The organism is Paracoccus sp. DMF (assembly GCF_004407025.1).
Taxonomy (GTDB): domain Bacteria; phylum Pseudomonadota; class Alphaproteobacteria; order Rhodobacterales; family Rhodobacteraceae; genus Paracoccus; species Paracoccus aminovorans_B.
Genome location: NZ_SOKV02000001.1, coordinates 165,928 through 185,721, shown reverse-complemented (window position 1 = coordinate 185,721; position 19,794 = coordinate 165,928). Strand labels below are relative to the sequence as shown.

At 69.4% G+C, this 19,794-nt stretch carries 18 protein-coding genes; 15 read left to right on the top strand and 3 right to left on the bottom strand.

The features are described from left to right. Position 1: 1 nt before the first annotated feature. The 15 genes from E3D03_RS00895 to tssH all read left to right on the top strand — a co-directional run bounded on the left by E3D03_RS00895 (position 2) and on the right by tssH (position 17,940). Positions 2-1,507, top strand: a complete 1,506-nt coding sequence (locus E3D03_RS00895) for an aldehyde dehydrogenase (NADP(+)) (RefSeq protein WP_263565396.1) — start codon at positions 2-4, stop codon at positions 1,505-1,507. Between the two features lie 41 nt (positions 1,508-1,548). Beyond that, complete coding sequence (gene ytfQ, locus E3D03_RS00890; protein ID WP_230377342.1) at positions 1,549-2,511, top strand: galactofuranose ABC transporter, galactofuranose-binding protein YtfQ; 963 nt, start codon at positions 1,549-1,551, stop codon at positions 2,509-2,511. Positions 2,512-2,566: 55 nt separating this feature from the next. Next, positions 2,567-4,063, top strand: coding sequence for a sugar ABC transporter ATP-binding protein (locus tag E3D03_RS00885; RefSeq protein ID WP_263565395.1), 1,497 nt, complete (start codon positions 2,567-2,569; stop codon positions 4,061-4,063). Continuing rightward, positions 4,060-5,079 carry an ABC transporter permease gene (locus E3D03_RS00880; protein WP_263565394.1) on the top strand — a complete coding sequence of 340 codons (1,020 nt, stop codon included), beginning with the start codon at positions 4,060-4,062 and terminating at the stop codon, positions 5,077-5,079. Before E3D03_RS00885 ends, E3D03_RS00880 begins: the two co-directional genes overlap by 4 nt. Further along, entirely contained in the window at positions 5,076-6,038 is a 963-nt protein-coding gene (gene yjfF, locus E3D03_RS00875; RefSeq protein ID WP_263565393.1) for a galactofuranose ABC transporter, permease protein YjfF, read from the top strand. Before E3D03_RS00880 ends, yjfF begins: the two co-directional genes overlap by 4 nt. A 65-nt stretch (positions 6,039-6,103) precedes the next feature. Then, positions 6,104-6,688 (top strand): DUF6931 family protein, encoded by a 585-nt coding sequence (locus E3D03_RS00870; RefSeq protein ID WP_263565392.1) that lies wholly within the window; start codon positions 6,104-6,106, stop codon positions 6,686-6,688. 6 nt (positions 6,689-6,694) lie between these two features. After that, positions 6,695-7,831, top strand: coding sequence for a type VI secretion system-associated FHA domain protein TagH (gene tagH, locus E3D03_RS00865; protein WP_263565391.1), 1,137 nt, complete (start codon positions 6,695-6,697; stop codon positions 7,829-7,831). A 15-nt stretch (positions 7,832-7,846) separates the two neighbouring features. Beyond that, a complete protein-coding gene (locus E3D03_RS00860; protein ID WP_263565390.1) occupies positions 7,847-9,157 on the top strand; it encodes a type VI secretion system ImpA family N-terminal domain-containing protein in 1,311 nt (436 codons plus the stop codon). Between the two features lie 67 nt (positions 9,158-9,224). After that, the gene (gene tssB / locus E3D03_RS00855) at positions 9,225-9,743 is read left to right on the top strand and encodes a type VI secretion system contractile sheath small subunit (RefSeq protein ID WP_018001533.1); all 519 of its coding nucleotides are present in this window, start codon (positions 9,225-9,227) and stop codon (positions 9,741-9,743) included. Next, on the top strand, positions 9,743-11,227 hold the full coding sequence (tssC, locus tag E3D03_RS00850; protein WP_263565389.1) for a type VI secretion system contractile sheath large subunit: 1,485 nt from the start codon (positions 9,743-9,745) through the stop codon (positions 11,225-11,227). The genes tssB and tssC overlap by 1 nt, the downstream gene beginning before the upstream one ends. Before the next feature lie 37 nt (positions 11,228-11,264). Next, positions 11,265-11,762 carry an Hcp family type VI secretion system effector gene (locus E3D03_RS00845; RefSeq protein ID WP_263565388.1) on the top strand — a complete coding sequence of 166 codons (498 nt, stop codon included), beginning with the start codon at positions 11,265-11,267 and terminating at the stop codon, positions 11,760-11,762. A 100-nt stretch (positions 11,763-11,862) separates the two neighbouring features. Beyond that, positions 11,863-12,435, top strand: a complete 573-nt coding sequence (tssE, locus tag E3D03_RS00840) for a type VI secretion system baseplate subunit TssE (RefSeq protein WP_263565387.1) — start codon at positions 11,863-11,865, stop codon at positions 12,433-12,435. Then, complete coding sequence (gene tssF, locus E3D03_RS00835; protein ID WP_263565386.1) at positions 12,432-14,333, top strand: type VI secretion system baseplate subunit TssF; 1,902 nt, start codon at positions 12,432-12,434, stop codon at positions 14,331-14,333. Before tssE ends, tssF begins: the two co-directional genes overlap by 4 nt. Then, positions 14,330-15,310, top strand: coding sequence for a type VI secretion system baseplate subunit TssG (tssG, locus tag E3D03_RS00830; protein ID WP_263565385.1), 981 nt, complete (start codon positions 14,330-14,332; stop codon positions 15,308-15,310). The genes tssF and tssG overlap by 4 nt, the downstream gene beginning before the upstream one ends. After that, entirely contained in the window at positions 15,310-17,940 is a 2,631-nt protein-coding gene (gene tssH, locus E3D03_RS00825; protein ID WP_263565384.1) for a type VI secretion system ATPase TssH, read from the top strand. The genes tssG and tssH overlap by 1 nt, the downstream gene beginning before the upstream one ends. Here tssH and E3D03_RS00820 read toward each other — a convergent pair. From E3D03_RS00820 to E3D03_RS00810, 3 genes are read right to left on the bottom strand one after another with little or no spacing between them, the layout of a single operon-like run. Then, positions 17,919-18,917 carry a hypothetical protein gene (locus E3D03_RS00820; protein WP_263565383.1) on the bottom strand — a complete coding sequence of 333 codons (999 nt, stop codon included), beginning with the start codon at positions 18,915-18,917 and terminating at the stop codon, positions 17,919-17,921. The two genes, tssH and E3D03_RS00820, sit on opposite strands and share 22 nt — an antisense overlap. Then, the gene (locus tag E3D03_RS00815; RefSeq protein ID WP_263565382.1) at positions 18,914-19,309 is read right to left on the bottom strand and encodes an ExbD/TolR family protein; all 396 of its coding nucleotides are present in this window, start codon (positions 19,307-19,309) and stop codon (positions 18,914-18,916) included. Before E3D03_RS00815 ends, E3D03_RS00820 begins: the two co-directional genes overlap by 4 nt. Further along, a complete protein-coding gene (locus E3D03_RS00810) occupies positions 19,306-19,791 on the bottom strand; it encodes an ExbD/TolR family protein (protein ID WP_263565381.1) in 486 nt (161 codons plus the stop codon). Before E3D03_RS00810 ends, E3D03_RS00815 begins: the two co-directional genes overlap by 4 nt. Between the last annotated feature and the right edge of the window lie 3 nt (positions 19,792-19,794).

The window sequence follows — 19,794 nt, the reverse complement described above, 5'->3', positions numbered from 1 at the left end:
GATGGACTGGACACCGCAAGGCAAGCATCTGATCGCAGGCGAATGGGTCGGGGGCGAGGCGACATTCCGCTCGGCCCCCGCGCATGGCCCGGCGCATGGTTTCGCCAGCGGCACCGTCGATCTGGTGGAGCGCGCCTGCGCGGCGGCCGAGGAGGCGTTCTGGACCTATGGCTGGACCGCGCGCGAAGAACGCGCGGCTTTCCTCGACGCCATCGCCGACGAGATCGAGGCGCGGGCCGAGGCGATCACCGCCATCGGCACGCAGGAAACCGGCCTGCCCGAGGCCCGGCTGCAAGGCGAGCGTGGCCGCACCGTGGGCCAGTTGCGGCTGTTCGCGGATCATATCCGCAAGGGCGATTACCTGGATCGCCGCCACGACAAGGCGCTGCCGGACCGCCAGCCGCCGCGTCCCGACCTGCGGCTGATCCAGCGCCCGATCGGGCCGGTGGCGGTGTTCGGCGCCTCGAACTTTCCGCTGGCGTTTTCGACGGCGGGCGGCGACACCGCCTCGGCCCTGGCGGCGGGCTGCCCGGTGGTGGTCAAGGGCCACCCCGCCCATCCCGGCACCGGCGAGATCGTCGCCGAGGCCATCCTGGCCGCCATCCGCGCCACCGGCATGCCCGCCGGCACCTTCGGCTTCATCCACGGCGACCGGCACGAGACCGGCGCGGCGCTGGTGCAGCACCCGCTGATCCGCGCCGTGGGCTTCACCGGCAGCCTGGGCGGCGGCCGGGCGCTTTACGACCTGTGCGCCGCGCGGCCCGAGCCGATCCCCTTCTTCGGCGAACTCGGCAGCATCAACCCCTGTTTCGTGCTGCCCGAAGCCTTCGCGGCGCGCGGCGCGCAGATCGCGCGCGACTGGACCGCCAGCCTGACCATGGGCGCCGGGCAGTTCTGCACCAATCCGGGCCTTCTGGTGCTGCGCGCCGAGGATGCCGAGACCTTCACCGCCGCCGCCACCGAGGCGCTGGCAAACGCCCCGGAACAGGTCATGCTGACCGATGGCATCGCCGCCGCCTATCGCGCAGGCGCCGCCCGTATCGGAGCCCATGCCGCGCCGGTGCTGGCCTGCGACAGCCGGGGCCGCAATGCGCGGCCCGGCATCTACCGGACCAGCGCGCGGGATTTCCTGCACAGCCACGCCCTGGGGGAAGAGGTGTTCGGCCCGCTCGGCCTTGTCGTCACCACCAGTTCGGACGACGAGATGCTGGGCCTTGCCCGCGCGCTGGACGGCCAGCTGACCGCCACCTTGCAGATGGAGGCCGGCGACACCGCGCTGGCCCGCCGGCTGATGCCGATCCTGGAACGCAAGGCCGGCCGGGTGCTGGCCAATGGCTGGCCCACCGGGGTCGAGGTCGCCGACGCCATGGTGCATGGCGGGCCTTATCCGGCATCGACGAATTTCGGCGCCACCAGCGTCGGCACCCTGGCGATCCGCCGCTTCCTGCGGCCGGTCTGTTTCCAGAACCTGCCCGACGCGCTGCTGCCGGAGGACTTGCGGGGCTGAGAGGACAGCCCCGTAGAAAACGGTCATACAGGGAGGAAACCATGACCAGATTCCTGATGAGCACCGCCGCCGCTGCCGCGCTGGCGATCTCGGCCACGGCCGCCATGGCCGAGGGCGAAACTATCGGCTTTTCCCAGATCGGCTCGGAATCCGGCTGGCGCGCGGCCGAGACCACGTTGACCAAGACCCAGGCCGAGGAACGCGGCCTGAAGCTGCAATTCTCGGACGCGCAGCAGAAGCAGGAAAACCAGATCGCCGCGATCCGCTCCTTCATCGCGCAGGGCGTGGATGCGATCCTGCTGGCCCCGGTCGTCGCCACCGGCTGGGACGCCGTGCTGCAAGAAGCCAAGGAGGCCGAGATCCCGGTCGTGCTTCTGGACCGGCAGGTGGACAGCTCGGACGATCTTTACCTGACCGCCGTCGGCTCGAACCTGGTGCATGAGGGCGAGGTCGCCGGCAAATGGCTGGTCGATACCGTCGGCGACAAGGAATGCCGCGTGGTCGAGCTGCAGGGCACCACCGGCTCCAGCCCCGCCATCGACCGCAAGAAGGGCTTCGAGAACGCGCTGGCCGGGCACGACAACCTGAAGATCGTGCGCAGCCAGACCGGCGACTTCACCCGCGCCCAAGGCAAGGAGGTGATGGAGAGCTTCCTGCAGGCCGAGAACGGCGGCAAGGACATCTGCGCGCTCTATGCCCATAACGACGACATGGCGGTCGGCGCGATCCAGGCCATCAAGGAGGCCGGGCTGAAGCCGGGCACCGACATCCTGGTCGTGTCCATCGACGGCGTGCCGGACCTGTTCCAGGCCATGGCCAATGGCGAGGCGAATGCCACCGTCGAGCTGACGCCGAACATGGCCGGCCCGGCCTTCGACGCGCTCGCCGCCTATTGGAAGGACGGCACCCAGCCGGCGAAGTTCCTGCAGACCGAGTCGAAGCTCTACACGCAGGCCGACGATCCGGCCGGCGAATACGAGCGCCGCAAGGGCCTGGGCTACTGACAGCCGGCGGCCGGGCCGTCCATGCGGCGGCCCGGACCGAGCAAGGAGGGGCACGATGCTGCTGACCATCCGGTCTTTGACCAAGACATTCCCGGGAACGAAGGCGCTGGACGCGGTGGATTTCGACCTGGCCGCCGGCGAGGTCCACGCGCTGCTGGGCGAGAACGGCGCCGGCAAGTCCACGCTGATCAAATGCCTGACCGGCGCCTATCGCCGCGACGGCGGCACCATCACTCTGGACGGCGCGACCATCGACCCGCAATCCACGGTCGAGGCGCAGGAGCAGGGCATCGGCACCGTCTATCAAGAGGTGAACCTGCTGCCCAACCTGACCGTGGCGCAGAACCTGATGTTCGGCCGCGAGCCGCGCCGCTGGGGGCTGATCGACAGCCGCGCCCTGCGGGCCGGGGCGCGCGAGACGCTGCGGCCCTATGGCCTGGACATCGACGTGGACCGCGATCTGGGCAGCTATTCCGTCGCCATCCAGCAGATCGTCGCCATCGCCCGCGCCGTGGCGCTGTCGGGCAAGGTGCTGATCCTGGACGAGCCGACCGCCAGCCTGGATGCGGCCGAGGTGCGCATGGTCTTCGACGTGGTGCGGGGGCTGCGCGAGCGCGGTCTGGGCATCGTCTTCGTGTCGCATTTCCTCGACCAGGTGTTCGACCTGACCGACCGCGTGACCGTGCTGCGGAACGGCCGCAAGATCGTCACCGAGCGCACGGCCGAGCTGGACCGGGTGAAGCTGATCGAGCACATGCTGGGCCGCGCGCTGGAGCATGAGGTGGCCGAGCAGGCCGCCCGGACCGCCGCCGCCCGCCCGCCCCTGCTGGAATTCCGCGGCTTCGGCCGGCGCGGCGTGGTCGAGCCCTTCGATCTGACCGTGGGGCAGGGCGAGGTGGTGGGGCTGGCGGGCCTGCTGGGCTCGGGCCGGACCGAAAGCGCCGAGCTGATGTTCGGCGTGCGTCCCGCGCAATCGGGCGAGGCCAGCGACGGACAGTCCCGGCTGGACCTGTCCAGCCCGCGCGCCGCCATCGCCGAAGGCTTCGGCTTCGTCCCCGAGGAGCGCAAGACCGACGGCGTCGTCGCCGAACTGTCGATCCGCGAGAACATCATCCTGGGCCTGCAGGCCCGGCGCGGCTGGGCGCGCAGGATCCCACGCGCCGAGCAAAACCGCATCGCCGACGACTATATCAAGCGGCTCGACATCCGCACCTCGGGCCGGGAAAAGCCCATCGGCGAGCTGTCCGGCGGCAACCAGCAAAAGGCCATCCTCGCGCGCTGGCTGGCGATGAACCCGCGTTTCCTGATCCTGGACGAGCCGACGCGCGGCATCGACGTCGGCGCCCATGCCGAGATCCTGCGCCTGATCCGCGAGCTGACCCAGGCCGGCATGTCGATCCTGCTGGTCAGCAGCGAGATCGACGAGCTGGTGGCCAGCGCCGACCGGGTGATCGTGCTGCGCGACCGCCGCCATGTCGCGGAGCTGGCCGGCCCGCGCGTGACCGGGGCCGAGATCATGCGCGCCATTGCCGGCGGGGAGGTGGCGGCATGACCCTGCTGAAACGCATCGCCCCGCAACTGGTGGCGCTGGCGCTGCTGGTGGCGCTGGTGACGGTGTTCTATCCGGATTTCCTGAAGATCGGCATCAGCGGCGACCGGCTGGTCGGGCCGATGATCGACGTCTTGAAGCGCGGCGCGCCGGTGGCGCTCTTGGCGGTGGGCATGACGCTGGTCATCGCCACGCGCGGCATCGACCTGTCGGTCGGCACCACCATGGCGATCTGCGGCGCGGTCGCCGCATGGGCCGTGGCCGGCGGCTGGGGGCTGGTGCCCGCGCTGCTCTTGGCGCTGGCCGCCGGTGCGCTCGCGGGGCTGTGGAACGGGCTCCTGGTCGCCGTGGTCGGCATCCAGCCCTTCGTCGCCACGCTGATCCTGATGACCATGGGGCGCGGCATCGCGCAACTGATCACCGAGGGCCGCATCCTGACCTTCACCGACGCAGGCTTCGCCTTCTTCGGCTCGGGCAGCCTCTTGGGCCTGCCGGTGCCGGCCTGGCTGTGGCTGGCCTGCGGGTTGGGCATGGCGGCGCTGATGCGGCGCACCGCGCTTGGCCTGCTGGTCGAATCCATCGGCATCAACCGCCGCGCCAGCGCCCTGGCCGGGGTGAACGCCACGGTGCTGCTGATCGCGGTCTATGTCGTCTCGGGGCTTTGCGCGGCGCTGGCCGGGATCGTCGTCACCGCCGACATCCGCGGCGCCGACGCCAACAATGCCGGGCTGTGGCTGGAGCTTGACGCCATCCTGGCCGTGGTGATCGGCGGCAATTCCCTGCTGGGCGGGCGGTTCTCCATCATCGCCTCGCTCTTGGGCGCGCTCATCATCCAGACCATCGACACCGGCATCCTGCTGGCCGGGTTCCCGTCCGAATACAACCTGGTCATCAAGGCCGGGCTGGTGCTGGTGATCCTGGTGCTGCAATCGCCGCGCATCGCCGGGGAATGGCGGCTGTGGCGCGACAGCCACCGCGCCAGCCGCGAGGCCGCGCTGCAACGAGGAGCCGCGAAATGAACACCCGCGCCCTGCCGCTTTACGCGACCGTCGTGATCTTCCTGCTGGCCTATCTGCTGTGCTGGCTGCAATTCCCGAATATTCTGTCTACCCGGGTGGTGGGCAATCTGCTGACCGACAACGCCTATCTGGGCATCGTCGCGGTCGGCATGACGCTGGTGATCCTGTCGGGCGGCATCGACCTGTCGGTGGGCAGCGTCATCGCCTTTTCCGGCGTCTTCATCGCCGTGATCCTGCGCGAGACGTCGCTGCACCCGCTGGTCGTCTTCGCCCTGCTCTTGGCGCTGACCACGGCGTTCGGCGCGGCCATGGGCTTCCTGATCGACCGGCTGGCCATGCCCGCCTTCATCGTCACGCTGGCCGGCATGTTCCTGGCGCGCGGCGCGGCCTATATGCTGTCGATCGACTCGGTGCCGATCGCGCATCCCTTCTACAAGACCCTGCAATCGGCCTATTGGCTGATGCCCGGCAAGGGCCGGCTGACGCTGATCGGGGTCGTCATGCTGCTGACGGTGCTGGCGGGCATGGTCGTCGCCCACAAGACCCGCTTCGGTGCATCCGTCTATGCGCTTGGCGGCGGCGAGGCCACCGCGCGGCTGATGGGCGTGCGGCAGGGCCGCACCACCATGCTGGTCTATGCCTTTTCCGGGCTGATGGCGGGGCTCTCGGGCATCGTGTTTTCCATCTACACCGGCTCGGGCTATTCGCTGGCGACGGTGGGGACGGAGCTGACCGCCATCGCGGCGGTGGTGATCGGCGGCACGCTGCTGTCCGGGGGCGCGGGCTATATGTTCGGCACGCTGGTCGGCGTGCTGACCATGGGGCTGATCCAGACCTACATCGTCTTCGACGGCACGCTGTCGAGTTGGTGGACCAAGATCGTCATCGGCGTGCTGCTGCTGGTGTTCATCCTGCTGCAGAAGGGGCTGCTGAAACTGTCGCAATCCCGTCTGGCGTGATCGCGAAGGTTGCGGTTCCCGTCCGCTGCTTTCATAGTCGGCGCGGGCAGCGATGAGACGGCGGAATGGACGCAAGCGCGGAGGATGAAAAGACCAAGCCTCCCCGGCGGATGCTGCGGGAGGCCGCGCCGTCGGCGCTGTTCGCCGAGATCCCGCAGCTGGCCGAGCTGGTCAAGCTGCGCCCGCGCGAGGCCGAGGAGGGGTTGGCCTTCCTGCACCGGCTGCGCGCCTCGACCACACCGGAAGAGGCCGTGACCTTCACCGCCTTCGCCGCCCTGCCCAGCGTCGCGGCGGGCTGGGGCTATGAATGCCTGCGGCTGATGGCCGACCACCTGCAACCGCAGGAGCGCCCGGCGATGCAGCAGATCGCCGCCTGGCTGGCGCAGCCCAGCACCCGGCAGAGGCACGAGATCATGCGCACGGCGCTTTGGGCGCCGACCCGCAGCCCCTCGGTCCTGCTGGCGCTGGCGGTGGGTTGGTCCACGGGCACGCCGGCGCCGAACGATCCCGAACGCTCGGCCCCGCACAAGGCGCCGGTGGCGCTGAACAGTGCGGTGCTGTCCTGCCTTGCGCGGGCGGACCTGTCGCGGCGGTCGTTCTATCTTGCGCGTTTCCTGGATATGGCCGATGCGCTGTTTCGTGCCTATTGACAAGACATGACCCTGACCCTGCAAATCGAGAACTTCCATGTGCTGGACGACGGCGGCCCGGTCAGCGTCGCCGTGCCGCAGCGCGGGCTGCAGGTCGGGCGCCGCGCGGGCATGGACTGGGTGCTGCCCGATGCCAGCCGCCATATCTCGGGCCATCATTTCGACGTGGGGTTCGAGGAGGGGCGCTGGCTGCTGCGCGACCGCTCGACCAACGGCACCTTCCTGCAAGGCCATCGCCACCGGCTGGACGGGCCGCATGTCCTGCGCCACGGCGACCGCTTCCAGGTCGGGCAATATGTGGTGGTGGCGCTGTTCAACCAGCCGGAGGGTGCGCCGATGACGCCGGGCTCGCTGCCCGAGCATCGCGTGGACAGCCCGGTGGACGAGCCGGTGATCGACGACCCCTGGGCCTTGGCCCCGGCACCCGCGCCCATCGACGTGACGCCGCCCTCGGACATGCGGCGCGGCGCGGATTTCGCCAGCGACTTCATGGCCTTTCCCAGCCCTGCACCCGAAGCCGCCCCCGCGCCGGTGGCGCCCGCCCCGGCCCCTGCGCCCCCGGCCGAGGATCCGTCCGCCGTGCTGCGCGCCTTTTGCGAGGGTGCGGGCCTGCCGCCCGAGCTGGCGCGCAATGTCGCGGCCGAGGATCTGGCGCGGGCGCTTGGCCAAGCCCTGCGTGCCGTCGCGGGCCAGATCATGGCCGGCTTGCAGGACCGGGCGGCGGCGCGGCATTTCACCCGCTCGGCCGAGCGCACCATGCGCGGCGCCAGCGACAACAACCCGCTGAAATTCCTGCCCGATGCCGGCGAGGCGCTGGAGGCGCTGTTCCTGCGCCCGCGCGCCGGCTTCCTGACCGGGGCCGCCGGTTTCGACGCGGCGCTTGGCGACCTGCGCCGCCACCAGACCGCGCTGTTTGCCGCGCTGCAACCGGCGCTGCTGGGCCTGGTCGGCGATCTCGCGCCCGAGCGGATCGAGGGCGAGGTCAAGGGCGGCGGGCTGATGGGCAACCGCAAGGCCAAGGCCTGGGACGAATATGTCGCGCGCTGGGACGCCCGCACCGCCAGCGAGAACGGCATCCTGGACGAATTCCTGCGCTTGTTCGCCGAAGCCTATCGCAAGGCCCATGACGGTGGCGCGCCGTAACGAGAGGATTTCGCTTTGGCTGATTTCAACGTGCTGGAACCCGTGGCCGAACAGCCGCCCTGCGGACCCGACCTGGAGGCGCAGGAGGACGACGCCTTCCTCGACTATTACTACGAGGCGGAATCGCGCCTGCCCGAGCGTTACTTCATCCCCGGCAATCCCGGCGACCGGCGCGAGGACCGGCTGTTCGACCCGCGCTCGGTCGATCTGGCGGCCGAGACCGCGGCGATCCGGGCGCTGCTGGCGCGGTCGCGCGACCTGCGGCTGCTGAGCCTGCTCGCGCGGTTCCAGATCCTGGCCGGGCGGCTCGAGGATTTCACCGCCACGGTCGAGGACATGGCAGCGGCGCTGGCGCAATGGCCGGACGATCTGCATCCGCAGGGCAGCGCGCGCCGCGCCGCCATCGAGGCGCTGAACGCCCAGGCGACCGCGGTGATGCCGCTCATGCACCTCTCGGTGGTGCCGAACGGCGAAGTGACGTTGCGTCGCTATATGGTGGTGACCGGCAAGGCCAGCCCGCGCGAATCCGAGCAGGATCTGGCGGGCTCGGACTTCCTGGGCGCGCTGCGTTCGGACGCCAATCTGCGCGCGGTGACGCAGGTGCATGAGCGGCTGTCGCGGCTGCTGGACGCGCTGCACCGCATCGCGGCGCTGGCGGCGGGGCAGGGCTTCCGCCCCGACCTGGCCGCGCTGCGCGATGCGGCGGCCGAGATGCAGGGCATGATCGCCGCCGCCCGGCCCGAGCTGTCGCCCTGGCAGGCCGCGCCCGAACCCGAAGCGCCGCCCCCCGCCGCTGACCCGGCCGTCGCCGATGCGCCCGCGCCGCTGCCCGCCCCGCCGGCGGGCGAACGCCCGGTCCCCGACCGCGCCGCGGCCGAGGCGGCGCTGGACGCGGCGCGCGACTGGCTGGCGGCGCAGGAGCCCTCGTCCCCGGCGCTGATGCTGGTCGCGCAGGCCCGCGCGCTGATCGGCCGCCCGCTGGTCGAGGCGCTGGAGATGCTGATGCCGCAGCAGGCCGGCGCCGCGGTGTTGCGCATCGGCCAGGGCACGCCCTTCGCCCTGCCGATGGAGCGGCTGAAGGCGCTGACCCAGGCCGGGCTGGAAGGCCGCCCCGCGGCCGTGGCTGCGCCCGCCGCGCCGCCGCCGATCACCCGCCGCGCCGACCTGGTCGCCACGCTGCAAGGCGTCGAGGGCTATTTTGCCGCCCACGAACCGGCCAGCCCGGTGCCGTTGCTTCTGGCCAAGGCGCGTGACATGCTGCACAAGCGTTTTGACGCCATCGTGGCGGAATTGCTTGCCCAGGCGGGTTCCGGCGGGGAAACTTAGGGCAGTTTTGCGGAATTGACTCGCCGGGTGTTTTACAGTTTGCCTTGCGCAATGGAGGATTGATCTGATGGCTTCGGACAAGGCGACCGATTTTATCAAGCGCAACCGCCCGCCTCGGGTGAATATTTCCTACGAAGACCCCTATGACAGCGAGAAGATGGTCGAGCTGCCCTTCGTCATGGGCGTCATGGCCGACCTGTCGGGCAATGCCTCCGAGGTCGAGAAGCCCGAGATGGAAGAGCGCGACTTCGTCGACGTGACCGCCGCCACGCTGGACGACTACATGAAGAGCGTGGCTCCCGGTGCCAGCTTCAACGTCCAGAACAAGCTGGGCGGCGAGGGCCGGCTGGGCGTCTCGCTGACCTTCGAAAGCATGGACGACTTCAACCCGGCCGCCGTCGCGCGCCAGATCCCGGCGCTGAAGAAGCTGCTGGAGGCGCGCCAGCACCTGGCGAACCTGCAGCGCTACATGAACTCGAAGCCCAAGGCGCAGGAGCAGATCCGCAAGCTTCTGAACGACCCCGAACTGATGGCCGCCTTGGCCGAGCGCGAGACGTCGAAATCGGCCGAGGAAGAGGATAACTGATGGCGCAGAAACAGCAGGCCGAGGCCGCAGGCAGCCTGACCGGCCTTGACGAGTTCTCGGACATCCTGAAGCAGACCATCAAGCCGCGCACCGACGTCGCCGCGAAAGAGGTCGACAATGCCGTCGTGGCGCTGGTGCGCGAGGCGCTGGACGACGAGACCCTGATCGCCGAGGACGTGATCGACACCATCGACGCGATGCTGTCGAAGCTGGACCAGAAGCTGACCGAACAGTTGAACGAGGTCATCCACAACGAGGAATTCCAGAGGCTGGAATCGTCGTGGCGCGGGCTGGCCTATACGATCAACCATTCCGAGACCGACGCCTCGCTGCGCGTGAAGGTGATGAACGTCTCGAAGAAGGAACTGCAGCAGATGTTCCGGCGCTATCCCGGCGCCAAATGGGACAAGTCGCCGCTGAACATGCGCGTCTACGAGGCCGAGTTCGGCACGCTGGGCGGCAAGCCCTTCGGCGCGCTGATCGGAGACTTCTACTTCGACCATTCGACGGCCGATGTGGCGCTGCTGCGCGACATGTCCAAGATCGCCGCCGCGGCGCATGCGCCCTTCATCTCGGCCGCCGCGCCCGAGCTGCTGGGCATGGACAGCTGGACCGAGCTTGGCACGCCCCCCGACCTGTCGGAAATCTTCGACACGCCGGATTACGCCGCCTGGAACGGGCTGCGCGACAGCGAGAATTCGCGCTATGTCGCGTTGACCATGCCGCGCGTGCTGGCGCGCGAGCCCTACAGCCAGAACTCGAATTCCGTGGTCGAGGAGTTCAACTTCGAGGAAGAGACCGACGGCCACGCCGGTCAGAAATATTCCTGGATGAACGCCGCCCATGCGCTGGCGGTGAACATCAACCGCGCGCACAAGGAACATGGCTGGACCGTGCAGATCCGCGGCGTGCAGTCGGGCGGCGAGGTGCTGAACCTGCCCACGCACAACTTCGACACCGGCGACGGCTCGAAGGACCTGAAATGCCCGACCGAAGTGTCGATCACCGACCGCCGCGAGGCCGAGCTGTCGAAAGCCGGCATGATCGGCCTGATCCATCGCAAGCACACCGACAAGGCGGCGTTCATCGGGGCGCAGACGCTGTATCGGCCCAAGAAATACGTCGACGACCAGGCGACGGCCTCGGACAACATGTCCTCGCGGCTGCCCTATATCTTCGCGGTGTCACGCTTCAGTCACTATCTGAAGTGCATGGTGCGCGACAAGATCGGGCAAAGCCCGGACCGGCTGCAGCTGCAGACCCAGTTGCAGACCTGGATCAACAAATACGTCTCGGGCAACCCCGAGAGCGCGACCGAGCGCGAGAAGGCCAAGAAACCCTTGGCCGGTGCAAAGGTGGAAGTGGTGGAGGACGAGGAAAACCCCGGCTACTACATGGGGAAATTCTACCTGAAACCGCACTTCCAGCTGGAAGGCATGGATGTCGGCATGTCGCTGGTCTCCAAGCTGCCGAAAGGCAAGTAACCCATTGAGATGATTATTATAGCCAAGGAGTGATCGAATGGCTGTCGATATCTTTCTGAAACTTTCCAACAATATCAAGGGCGAGTCGCAGGACGACACCCACCGCGACGAGATCGACGTGCTGGCCTGGAACTGGGGCCTGACCCAGTCGGGCACCACCCATGTCGGTTCGGGCGGCGGCGGCGGCAAGGTCAACGTGCAGGATATTACCCTGACGAAATACGTCGACCTGGCCACCAACGACCTGATCAAGCGCTGCACCAACGGCGAGCACATCGAAAACGGCGAGCTGATCGTGCGCAAGTCGGGCGGCGCGGCGCCGGTCGAATATTTCCGCATCAAGATGGGCAAGATCATGATCACCAGCTATTCGACTGGTGGCGCCAAGGACGGTCTTGACCGCATCCAGGAAACCGTGACCCTGAACTTCCGCCAGTTCGAGGTGGCCTACACCCTGCAAGAGGACACCGGTGCCGCCGGCGCCGAGACCCTGGCCGGCTGGGACATCGCCGAGAACAAGGAGTGGAGCGCCTAAGCGCCCCCTTGCCAGCAATCGGGGACAGGGTCGGCCAAGCCGGCCCTGTTCCTTTGCGCGCCGGGCCTTTGCCCGGGCGCGCCGCAACCGGGGGCCGATGATGGCGCGTCGCTCTGATGCAGAGACCGGGCGCAGGGGCCTGCGCGAAATGTCGCTGATGCATATCTTTCGCGATTCCGCCCGCCGGCGCGATTCGCGCGACCCCGGCCGCCGCTATACCGAGGGCGAGCGCGACCTGACCCTGATGAGCCAGAAGCACCGCGAGGGCGCGAGCGAGGAATCCCTGCGCCGCAACCTGGTTCTGGACTTGGCCAGCCTGATGAACACCATCCGGCTGGACGTCTGCACCGACCTGTCCGACACGCCGCGCGTGCGCGATTCCGTCGTCAACCACGGCCTGCCCGACATGGACACGCTGTGGCGCGACCATCGCACGCCGATGGACCTGGCCCAGGCCATCCGCGAGGCGCTGATCCGCAACGAACCGCGCCTGCGCCCCGAGACGCTGGAGGTGCGGGTCGAGGATCTGGACCCCGGACCCGACCAGCGCGTCACCTTCGAGATCCTGGCCGAGATGATCTCGGACCCGACCGACATCGCGGTGCAGTTCCATGCCGAGGTCGACCCCGCCGCCGGCAAGATCGCCATGAAACGCATGCAGGCCGAGTCATGAGAAAAGCCTTCCGCGACGCCTATGAGCGCGAACTGGACATGCTCTACGAGCGCTCGGCCGAATTCGCCGAGGAATTCCCCGGCCTCGCCGAACGCCTGGGCGGCGTCATGCGCGAAAACATCGACCCGACCATCGCCGGCCTGCTGGAGGGCTCGGCCTTCCTGGCCGCCCGCGTGCAGCTGAAGCTGGACGAGGAGTTCCGCGACTTCACCACCGAACTGCTGGAGCAGATCTTTCCCGACGCGCTGGCGCCGATCCCCAGCTGCATGATCGTCGAGGCCGCGCCGCTGTCGCGCCGGAACGAGGGGCCGCAGGTCTTCAAGCGCGGCGAATACCTGGACGCGCGCTTTCGCGATGCCGAAAAGCGGGTGGCCTGCCGCTTCAGCCTGACCTCGGATCTTCTGGTGCTGCCGCTGGCGGTTGCGGGCCTGACCTATCACGATCAGACCACGACGCTGGGCGGCCTGGGCCAGGACCCCGACCCGGCGACCCGCGCCGGCCTGCAGATCGACCTTGCCCGCACCGATGGCGAGGCGATGGGGCTGAACGCGCCCGACGCGCTGACCTTTCACCTGACCGCCGACCATGTCCGCGCCATCGCCGCCTATGAGCAGATCCATTGCAACCTGACCCGCGTCTCGCTGCGCTGGCTGATGCCGAACGGCGATCCGGCCTTTTTGCGCCTGCGCGAGAGCCAGGTCGAGCAGATCGGCTTCGCGCGCGAGGAGCTGCTTTTCGACCGCGACGGCCGGCTGTTCGAAGGGTTCGCGATCCTGCGCGACTTCTTCGCCTTTCCGCGCAAGTTCATGGGCTTCCGCCTGACCGACATGCGCAGCGCGCTGTCGCGCATCCCGGTGGGCGAGGTGCAGCTGGTGCTGGAATTCGACCGCGCCAATGACGAGCTGGCGCGCCAGATCCAGCCGCGCGACATCCGGCTGAACTGCGCGCCGGCGATCAACCTGTTCGAGGAAAGCTCGAACCAGGTGCGGCTGGACGACAAGCGCCACGAATATGTCGTCACCCCGGATTCCAGCCCGATCACCCATTACGAAATCCAGCGCATCCTGCGCGTGCAGGCCAGCTATGGCACCGCGCATGACCGCGTCGATGTGCATCCGCTTTACGCCCTGCCGCAGGGCGGGGCGCCGCGCGCGGCCTATTACCACACCATCCGCCGCAAGCCGCGCCGCCTCACCGAGACCGAGCGCCGCACCGGCCAGCGCCACGACTATCGCGGCACCGAGAGTTTCATCGCCATCTACGAGCCGCCCGAGTCGGTCGTCGGCCGCCGGGCGCAGCGGCTGCATATCCGCGCGCTGTGCTCGAACCGGCACCTGCCGGCGGTGCTGCCGCTGGCCGGCTCGGACGATTTCGCCATGGTCTCGGACCAGGCGCTGTCCCTGACCTGCGTGAACGGCCCGACGCCACCGCGCGAGGCGATGACCGAGATCGAGCGCGGCGGCCCGCACCGCATGCGCCAGGGCGACGTCTATTGGCGGCTGATTTCCTATCTGTCGCTCAATCATTTCGGCCTCGACGACCGCTTCGGCCGCGACGGTGCCGCCAGCCTGCGCGAGATCCTGACGCTGTTCGCGGACGCCTCGGACCATGTGACCGAGGTGCAGATCGCCGGCCTGACCGGGCTGGCGGTGCGGCCGATCACCCGCTCGCTCCGCCGGCCCGAGGGGATCTTTCCGGCCCGTGGGCTGGAACTGGTGCTGAGCTTCGACGAAACCGCATTCGAGGGCAGCGGCATCATCCTGCTGGGCGCGGTTCTGGACCGCTTCCTGGCCGAATATGCCAGCATCAACAGCTTCACCCAGACGGTGATCGCCAGCCGCCAGCGCGGCATCCTCAAGCGCTTCCCGCCCCGCACCGGCATGGGGCCGCTGATATGACCGCGCCCGGCTTTCTGGCGCTGCTGCGCCGGCTGGAGCGCGAGGCGGTTGCCCGCCCGCGCATCGGCCGCAGCACAAGGCGCGCGCAGGACATCGCCGATATCGGCCAGGACCCGCGCCTGGCCTTCCCGGCCGAGGATCTGGCCGACGTCCAGACCGAAGGCCCCCGCCCGCGCATCCGCGCGCAATTCACCGGTTTCTTCGGCCCGCAAGGCGCGCTGCCGCTGAACACCACCGAAGAGGTGCTGCGCTGGCAGGACGCGGGCGAGGATGCCTTCGTCGCCTTCACCGACATGCTGTCGGCGCGGTTCTACCAGCTGTTCTTTCGCGCCTGGTCCGACGCCCATGCCATCACCCAGCACGACCGCCCCGACCAGGACCGCTTCCAGTCCTATGTCGGCGCGGTGGCGGGGATCGGCTCGCCCGCCTTTCGCCAGCACGACGATTTTCCCGACATCGCGCGCCTGCCGCTGGTGCCGGTCTTTGGCGGCCGGGTGCGCAGCGGCGTGCGGCTGCGGCAATTGCTCGGCGGCTATTTCGGCTTTCCGGTGACGGTGCAGGAACATGTCACCAGCTGGCTGGAATTCGAGCCGGACGAGCTGCGCGGCCTGGGCCGGGGCGGGGCGCTGGGGCGCGACAGCTACCTGGGCGCGCGGCTGCAATCGGTGAACGAAAAGATCTGCATCCGGCTGGACCTGCCCGATGCCCGGACCTATCGCAGCTTCCTGCCCGGCCAGCCGCGCCATGGCCAGCTGGCGGCGCTGGTCTATTGGTATCTGGGCAAGTGCCTGGACGTGGACCTGGCGCTGGCGCTGCCGGCCGACCGCATTCCCGCCGCCACCCTGGGCGGCGATGCCGCCATTGGTTGGCTCGCCGCCATGCGCCCCGAGGGCCTGCCCCAGAGCGGCGTCCCGATTGAAGTCGCCCGTTTCGCGCTTGGCCGCGATGCGGGCCAGCATTCCGCGAAAGGCCATTGATGACCGCGATCACCATCGAGAAATTCGCCGGCAAGATGAACCGGCTGGGCTATGAAGCCTTCCTTCAGGCGATGCGGCAGGCGCGCGGCGACGGCAACCGCAATGTCGAGCTGTCGCATTGGCTGTTCCACGCCGTCTCGCAACAGGACGGCGACATTTCCGTCACCCTGCGCGGGCTGGGGCTGGACCGGGGCCGCATGCTCAAGGATCTGGGCCGGGCCATGGACGGGCTGCAGAAGAACGTGACCGAGACCCCCGGCATATCGGAACGGCTGGCGGACGGGCTGAACCACGCCTGGACCTATGCCACGCTGTTCTTCGGCGAGGCGCAGATCCGCACCGGCCACCTGCTAGTCGCGCTGCTGAACGACCCGGTCCTGCGCCGCGAGATCGAGCAATATTCGCCCCTGTTCGCCGAGATGTCGGCCGAGCGCATCGGCTCCGAGGCGCGCAGCCTGTGGAAGGACTCGGAAGAGGAAAGCCTGCGCCCGATGGACGGCACCGGCATCGGCGCCGCGCCCGCCGGCCGCGAGGGCGCCGCGACTGCGCTGGGGCGGTTTTCCGTCGACATGACCGCGCAGGCCGCCGAGGGCAAGATGGACCCGGTGGTCGGCCGCGACGACGAGATCCGCCAGATCGTCGACGTGCTGATGCGGCGGCGCCAGAACAACCCGATCCTGACCGGCGAGGCCGGGGTCGGCAAGACCGCCGTGGTCGAGGGCTTTGCGCAGAAGCTCGCCTCGGGCGAGGTGCCGCAGGCCCTGCGCGGCATGCGGCTGCACATGCTCGACATCGGCGCCATGCAGGCCGGCGCCAGCATGAAGGGCGAGTTCGAGCAGCGCCTGCGCTCGGTCATCGACGAGGTGCAAAGCTCGGCCACGCCGATCATCCTGTTCATCGACGAGGCGCATACGCTGGTCGGCGCCGGCGGCGCGGCGGGCACGGGCGATGCCGCGAACCTGCTGAAGCCGGCGCTGGCGCGCGGCACGCTGCGCACCATCGGCGCGACGACCTGGGCCGAATACCGCAACTATTTCGAGAAGGACCCGGCGCTGACCCGGCGCTTTCAGCCGATTTCCGTGGACGAGCCCTCGGTCGAGGTCGCCTGCGCCATGATGCGCGGCTTGCTGGCGCCGATGCAGGCGCATCACAAGGTCCGCATCGCGGACGCGGCGCTGGAGGCGGCGGTGAAGCTGTCGGCGCGCTACCTGCCGGCGCGGCAGTTGCCGGACAAGGCGGTGTCGCTCTTGGATACCGCCTGTGCCCGCGTCGCGGTCAGCCAAAGCGCCGTGCCCGCCCGCATCGCCGACCTGCGCGCCGAGATCGCCGGGTTGGAAACCGAGATCGCCGCCCGCGAGGCCGAGCGCGACCTGGGCGAGGGCGATGCCGCCCGGCTGGACGAGGCGCGCGCGCGGCTGGACGACGCGCGTGCCAAGCTGGCCGATCTGGAAGCCGCCTTTGCCGACGAGAAAACGCTGGTCGAGCAGATCCTGGCCCTGCGCAAGACGCTGGCGGCCCGCGAGGGCGAGGATTTCGACGAGGACACCATCCGCGCCGAGCTGACCGGCGCCATGGACCAGCTGGGCCAGATCCACGCCGACGAACGCATGATCTGGCCGCATGTCGACGAGCAGGCGGTGGCGAGCGTCATCAGCGACTGGACCGGCATCCCCGCCGGCCGCATGGTCGCCGACGAATTGCAGGCGGTGCTGGGCCTGTCGGATCTGCTGCGCGCGCGGGTGATCGGCCAGGACCAGGGCTTGCGGATGATCGCGCGCCGGGTCGAAACCGCCCGCGCCGGTCTCGGCAACCCGGAAAAGCCCATCGGCGTCTTCATGCTCTGCGGCCCCTCGGGCGTCGGCAAGACCGAGACCGCTTTGGCTTTGGCCGAGGCGCTCTATGGCGGCGAACAGAACGTCATCACCATCAACATGTCCGAATTCCAGGAGGCGCATTCCGTTTCCCTGCTGAAGGGCGCCCCCCCGGGCTATGTCGGCTATGGCGAGGGCGGCCGGCTGACCGAGGCGGTGCGCCGCAAGCCCTATTCCGTGGTGCTGCTCGACGAGATGGAAAAGGCCCATCCCGACGTGCACGAGCTGTTCTTTCAGGTCTTCGACAAGGGGCGGATGGAGGACGGCAACGGCCGTCCGATCAACTTCCGCAACACGCTGATCCTGATGACCTCGAACGTCGGCACCGGCACGATCATGACCCTCGCCCCCGAGGGCAGCATCACCGACGAGGAAACGCTGGAAGCCAGCCTCAAGGAGGAGCTGCTGGGCACCTTCCCGCCGGCGCTGCTGGGCCGGATCGTCACCATCCCCTATGTGCCGCTGTCGGCCGAGGTGCTGGGCGGGATCAGCCGCCTGAAGCTGGGTTCGGTGGCGCGGCGCATGCGCGAAAGCCACGGCGCCAGCCTGACTTGGGACGATGCGGTCATCGACCATATCGTCGCCGCCTGCCGCGACCCGGACAGCGGCGGCCGGATGATCGACAATATCATCACCGATTCGATCCTGCCCGACCTGTCGCGGCAGGTGCTGTCGCGCATGGTCTCGGGCCAAGGCATGTCGGACGTGGCGATCCGCATCCGCGACGACGGCTTCGCCTATGATTTCGCGCGGACATAGACGCTGCTGACTCCGACCAGCGCCTCGGGTCCGACCTCGCGCGCGAGCCGCTCGAAGAAGGTCTCGGCCAGTTCGCCCGCGCCGGCGCTGACGCTGGCCGGACGGGCGGGGGTGGCGACCGCCAGCAGCAGCTGATGCGTGTCGCGCCCGGCGCCGTCGCGGGCGATGGGCAGGTCGAAGCGGATCTGCCCGCCGGCGCTGACCATGAAGCGGCGCAGGTCGTGGGTCACGCCATTGTCGTCGATCAACAGCAGCGTGACCTGCCGCCCGGCCCCGCCCGAGATGGTGCCGCGCAGGCTCGCGCCGCTGGCCACGTCCTGCGATTGCAGGTTGATGCCCAGCGGAAACACCGGATAGCGCGGATCGCGGCGGGCAAAAGCCAGCGCCGGGCATTGCCGGCGGTCGAGCAGCACCGCCTGGCCGTCAATGCCGGTTTCCAGCCCCTGCGTCAGTCCCCGCAGCAGGCCGGGGATCTGCGCGTCGTCGGCGGCCAGCAGGTTCAGCCGGATCCGCCCCTCGGCATCCAGCGCCGGCAGCGCCAGCAGGCAGGGCGCGGTCAGCTGGCTGCGGATGCGCTGGAACAGGGCGACCAGGCGCGGATCGGCGTCGGGACCGGTTTCGGCCCCGGCCTCGGGCTGCGGTTCGGGCTGGGGCGGCGCGGCCTCGCGGCCGGTCGGCAGGGCGTTGCTGGTCAGCACGGGCGAGGCGCCCTGCGGCACCGCCGGCGCCAGCGTGGGCTCCGTTTCGGTGTCGGGCTCGGGCGGCACCGGGGCGGTGATCGGGCGCAGAACCTCGGTCTCGGGGGCCAGCGTCGGCAGCGGCAGGGCGCTGACCTGGATCTGCGCCGGCGCCGGCGCCGGCTCCTGCCAGGGCAGGGCCGGGCGCCACAGGAACGCGCCCGCCGCCGCGCCATGCACCGCCAGCGACAGCGCCGCCGCGACCGCCCAGCCGCGCGCCATGGGCTGCTGGCCGATCACGGCGCGACATCCTTCCGCGTCACCAGCCGGATGTCGTGATCGACCAGTTCGGGACGGCGCAGGACCTGCATCAGCAGGCTCGACGGGGCCGCGCGGTCCATCAGCAGATGCACCGGCCCCGACACCGAGGCCAGCGCCGCCGGCAGCATCTCGGGCCGGATGGCGGCGCCGTCCAGCAGCCAATCCTGCGGCCCCCGGATCTCGAGCACCGGCGAGGGCAGGTCTTCGGCCGAAAGCGTGGTCGAGCGCGCCAGCTCCAGCGGCGTCTCGACCCGCGGCGCCTGGCCCGTCAGCAGGAAATAGAAGATCAGCAGCAGCACGATGTTCACGATCGACAGCGAACTGTCGACCTGCACCCGCCGCTCGCGGCGCGAGGGCAGGTGCAGGCTCATCCCGCGCCCCCCGGCGCTTCGGCGATCTGCACCGAGTCGATGCCGCGTGCCGAGAGGATTTCCAGCACCTGCACCAGGTCCTGCACCGGCACCGCGGGGCGCAGCACGATCAGCACGTTGCGCGTGCCCTGCGCCGCCAGCGCATCGGCCAGCGCCGCCACGCCGGGCAGGGCGAATTGCTGGCCCGAGGCGGTGATGCCGCCGGGGTTCAGCGTCCAGACGGCGGTGGCGCGCGCCTCGGTCAGGGTGGTGCCAGCCTGCGATGCCTCCTCGCCGGGCGCCACGCCACCGCCGCTGTCGCGCAGCGCGCCGCTGCGCAGCGGCAGCAGCGAATAGCTGACGAGGCTCGCCGAGACCATGAAGAAGATCAGGAGCTGGAACAGCACATCCGCCAGCGCCGTCATGGCGAAGAAGCCCCGCCGGCGCGGCCTGCGCGGCAGGTCGAGCCCGGGTGGCCGGATCGAGGGCCGCGCCACCTGCATGGC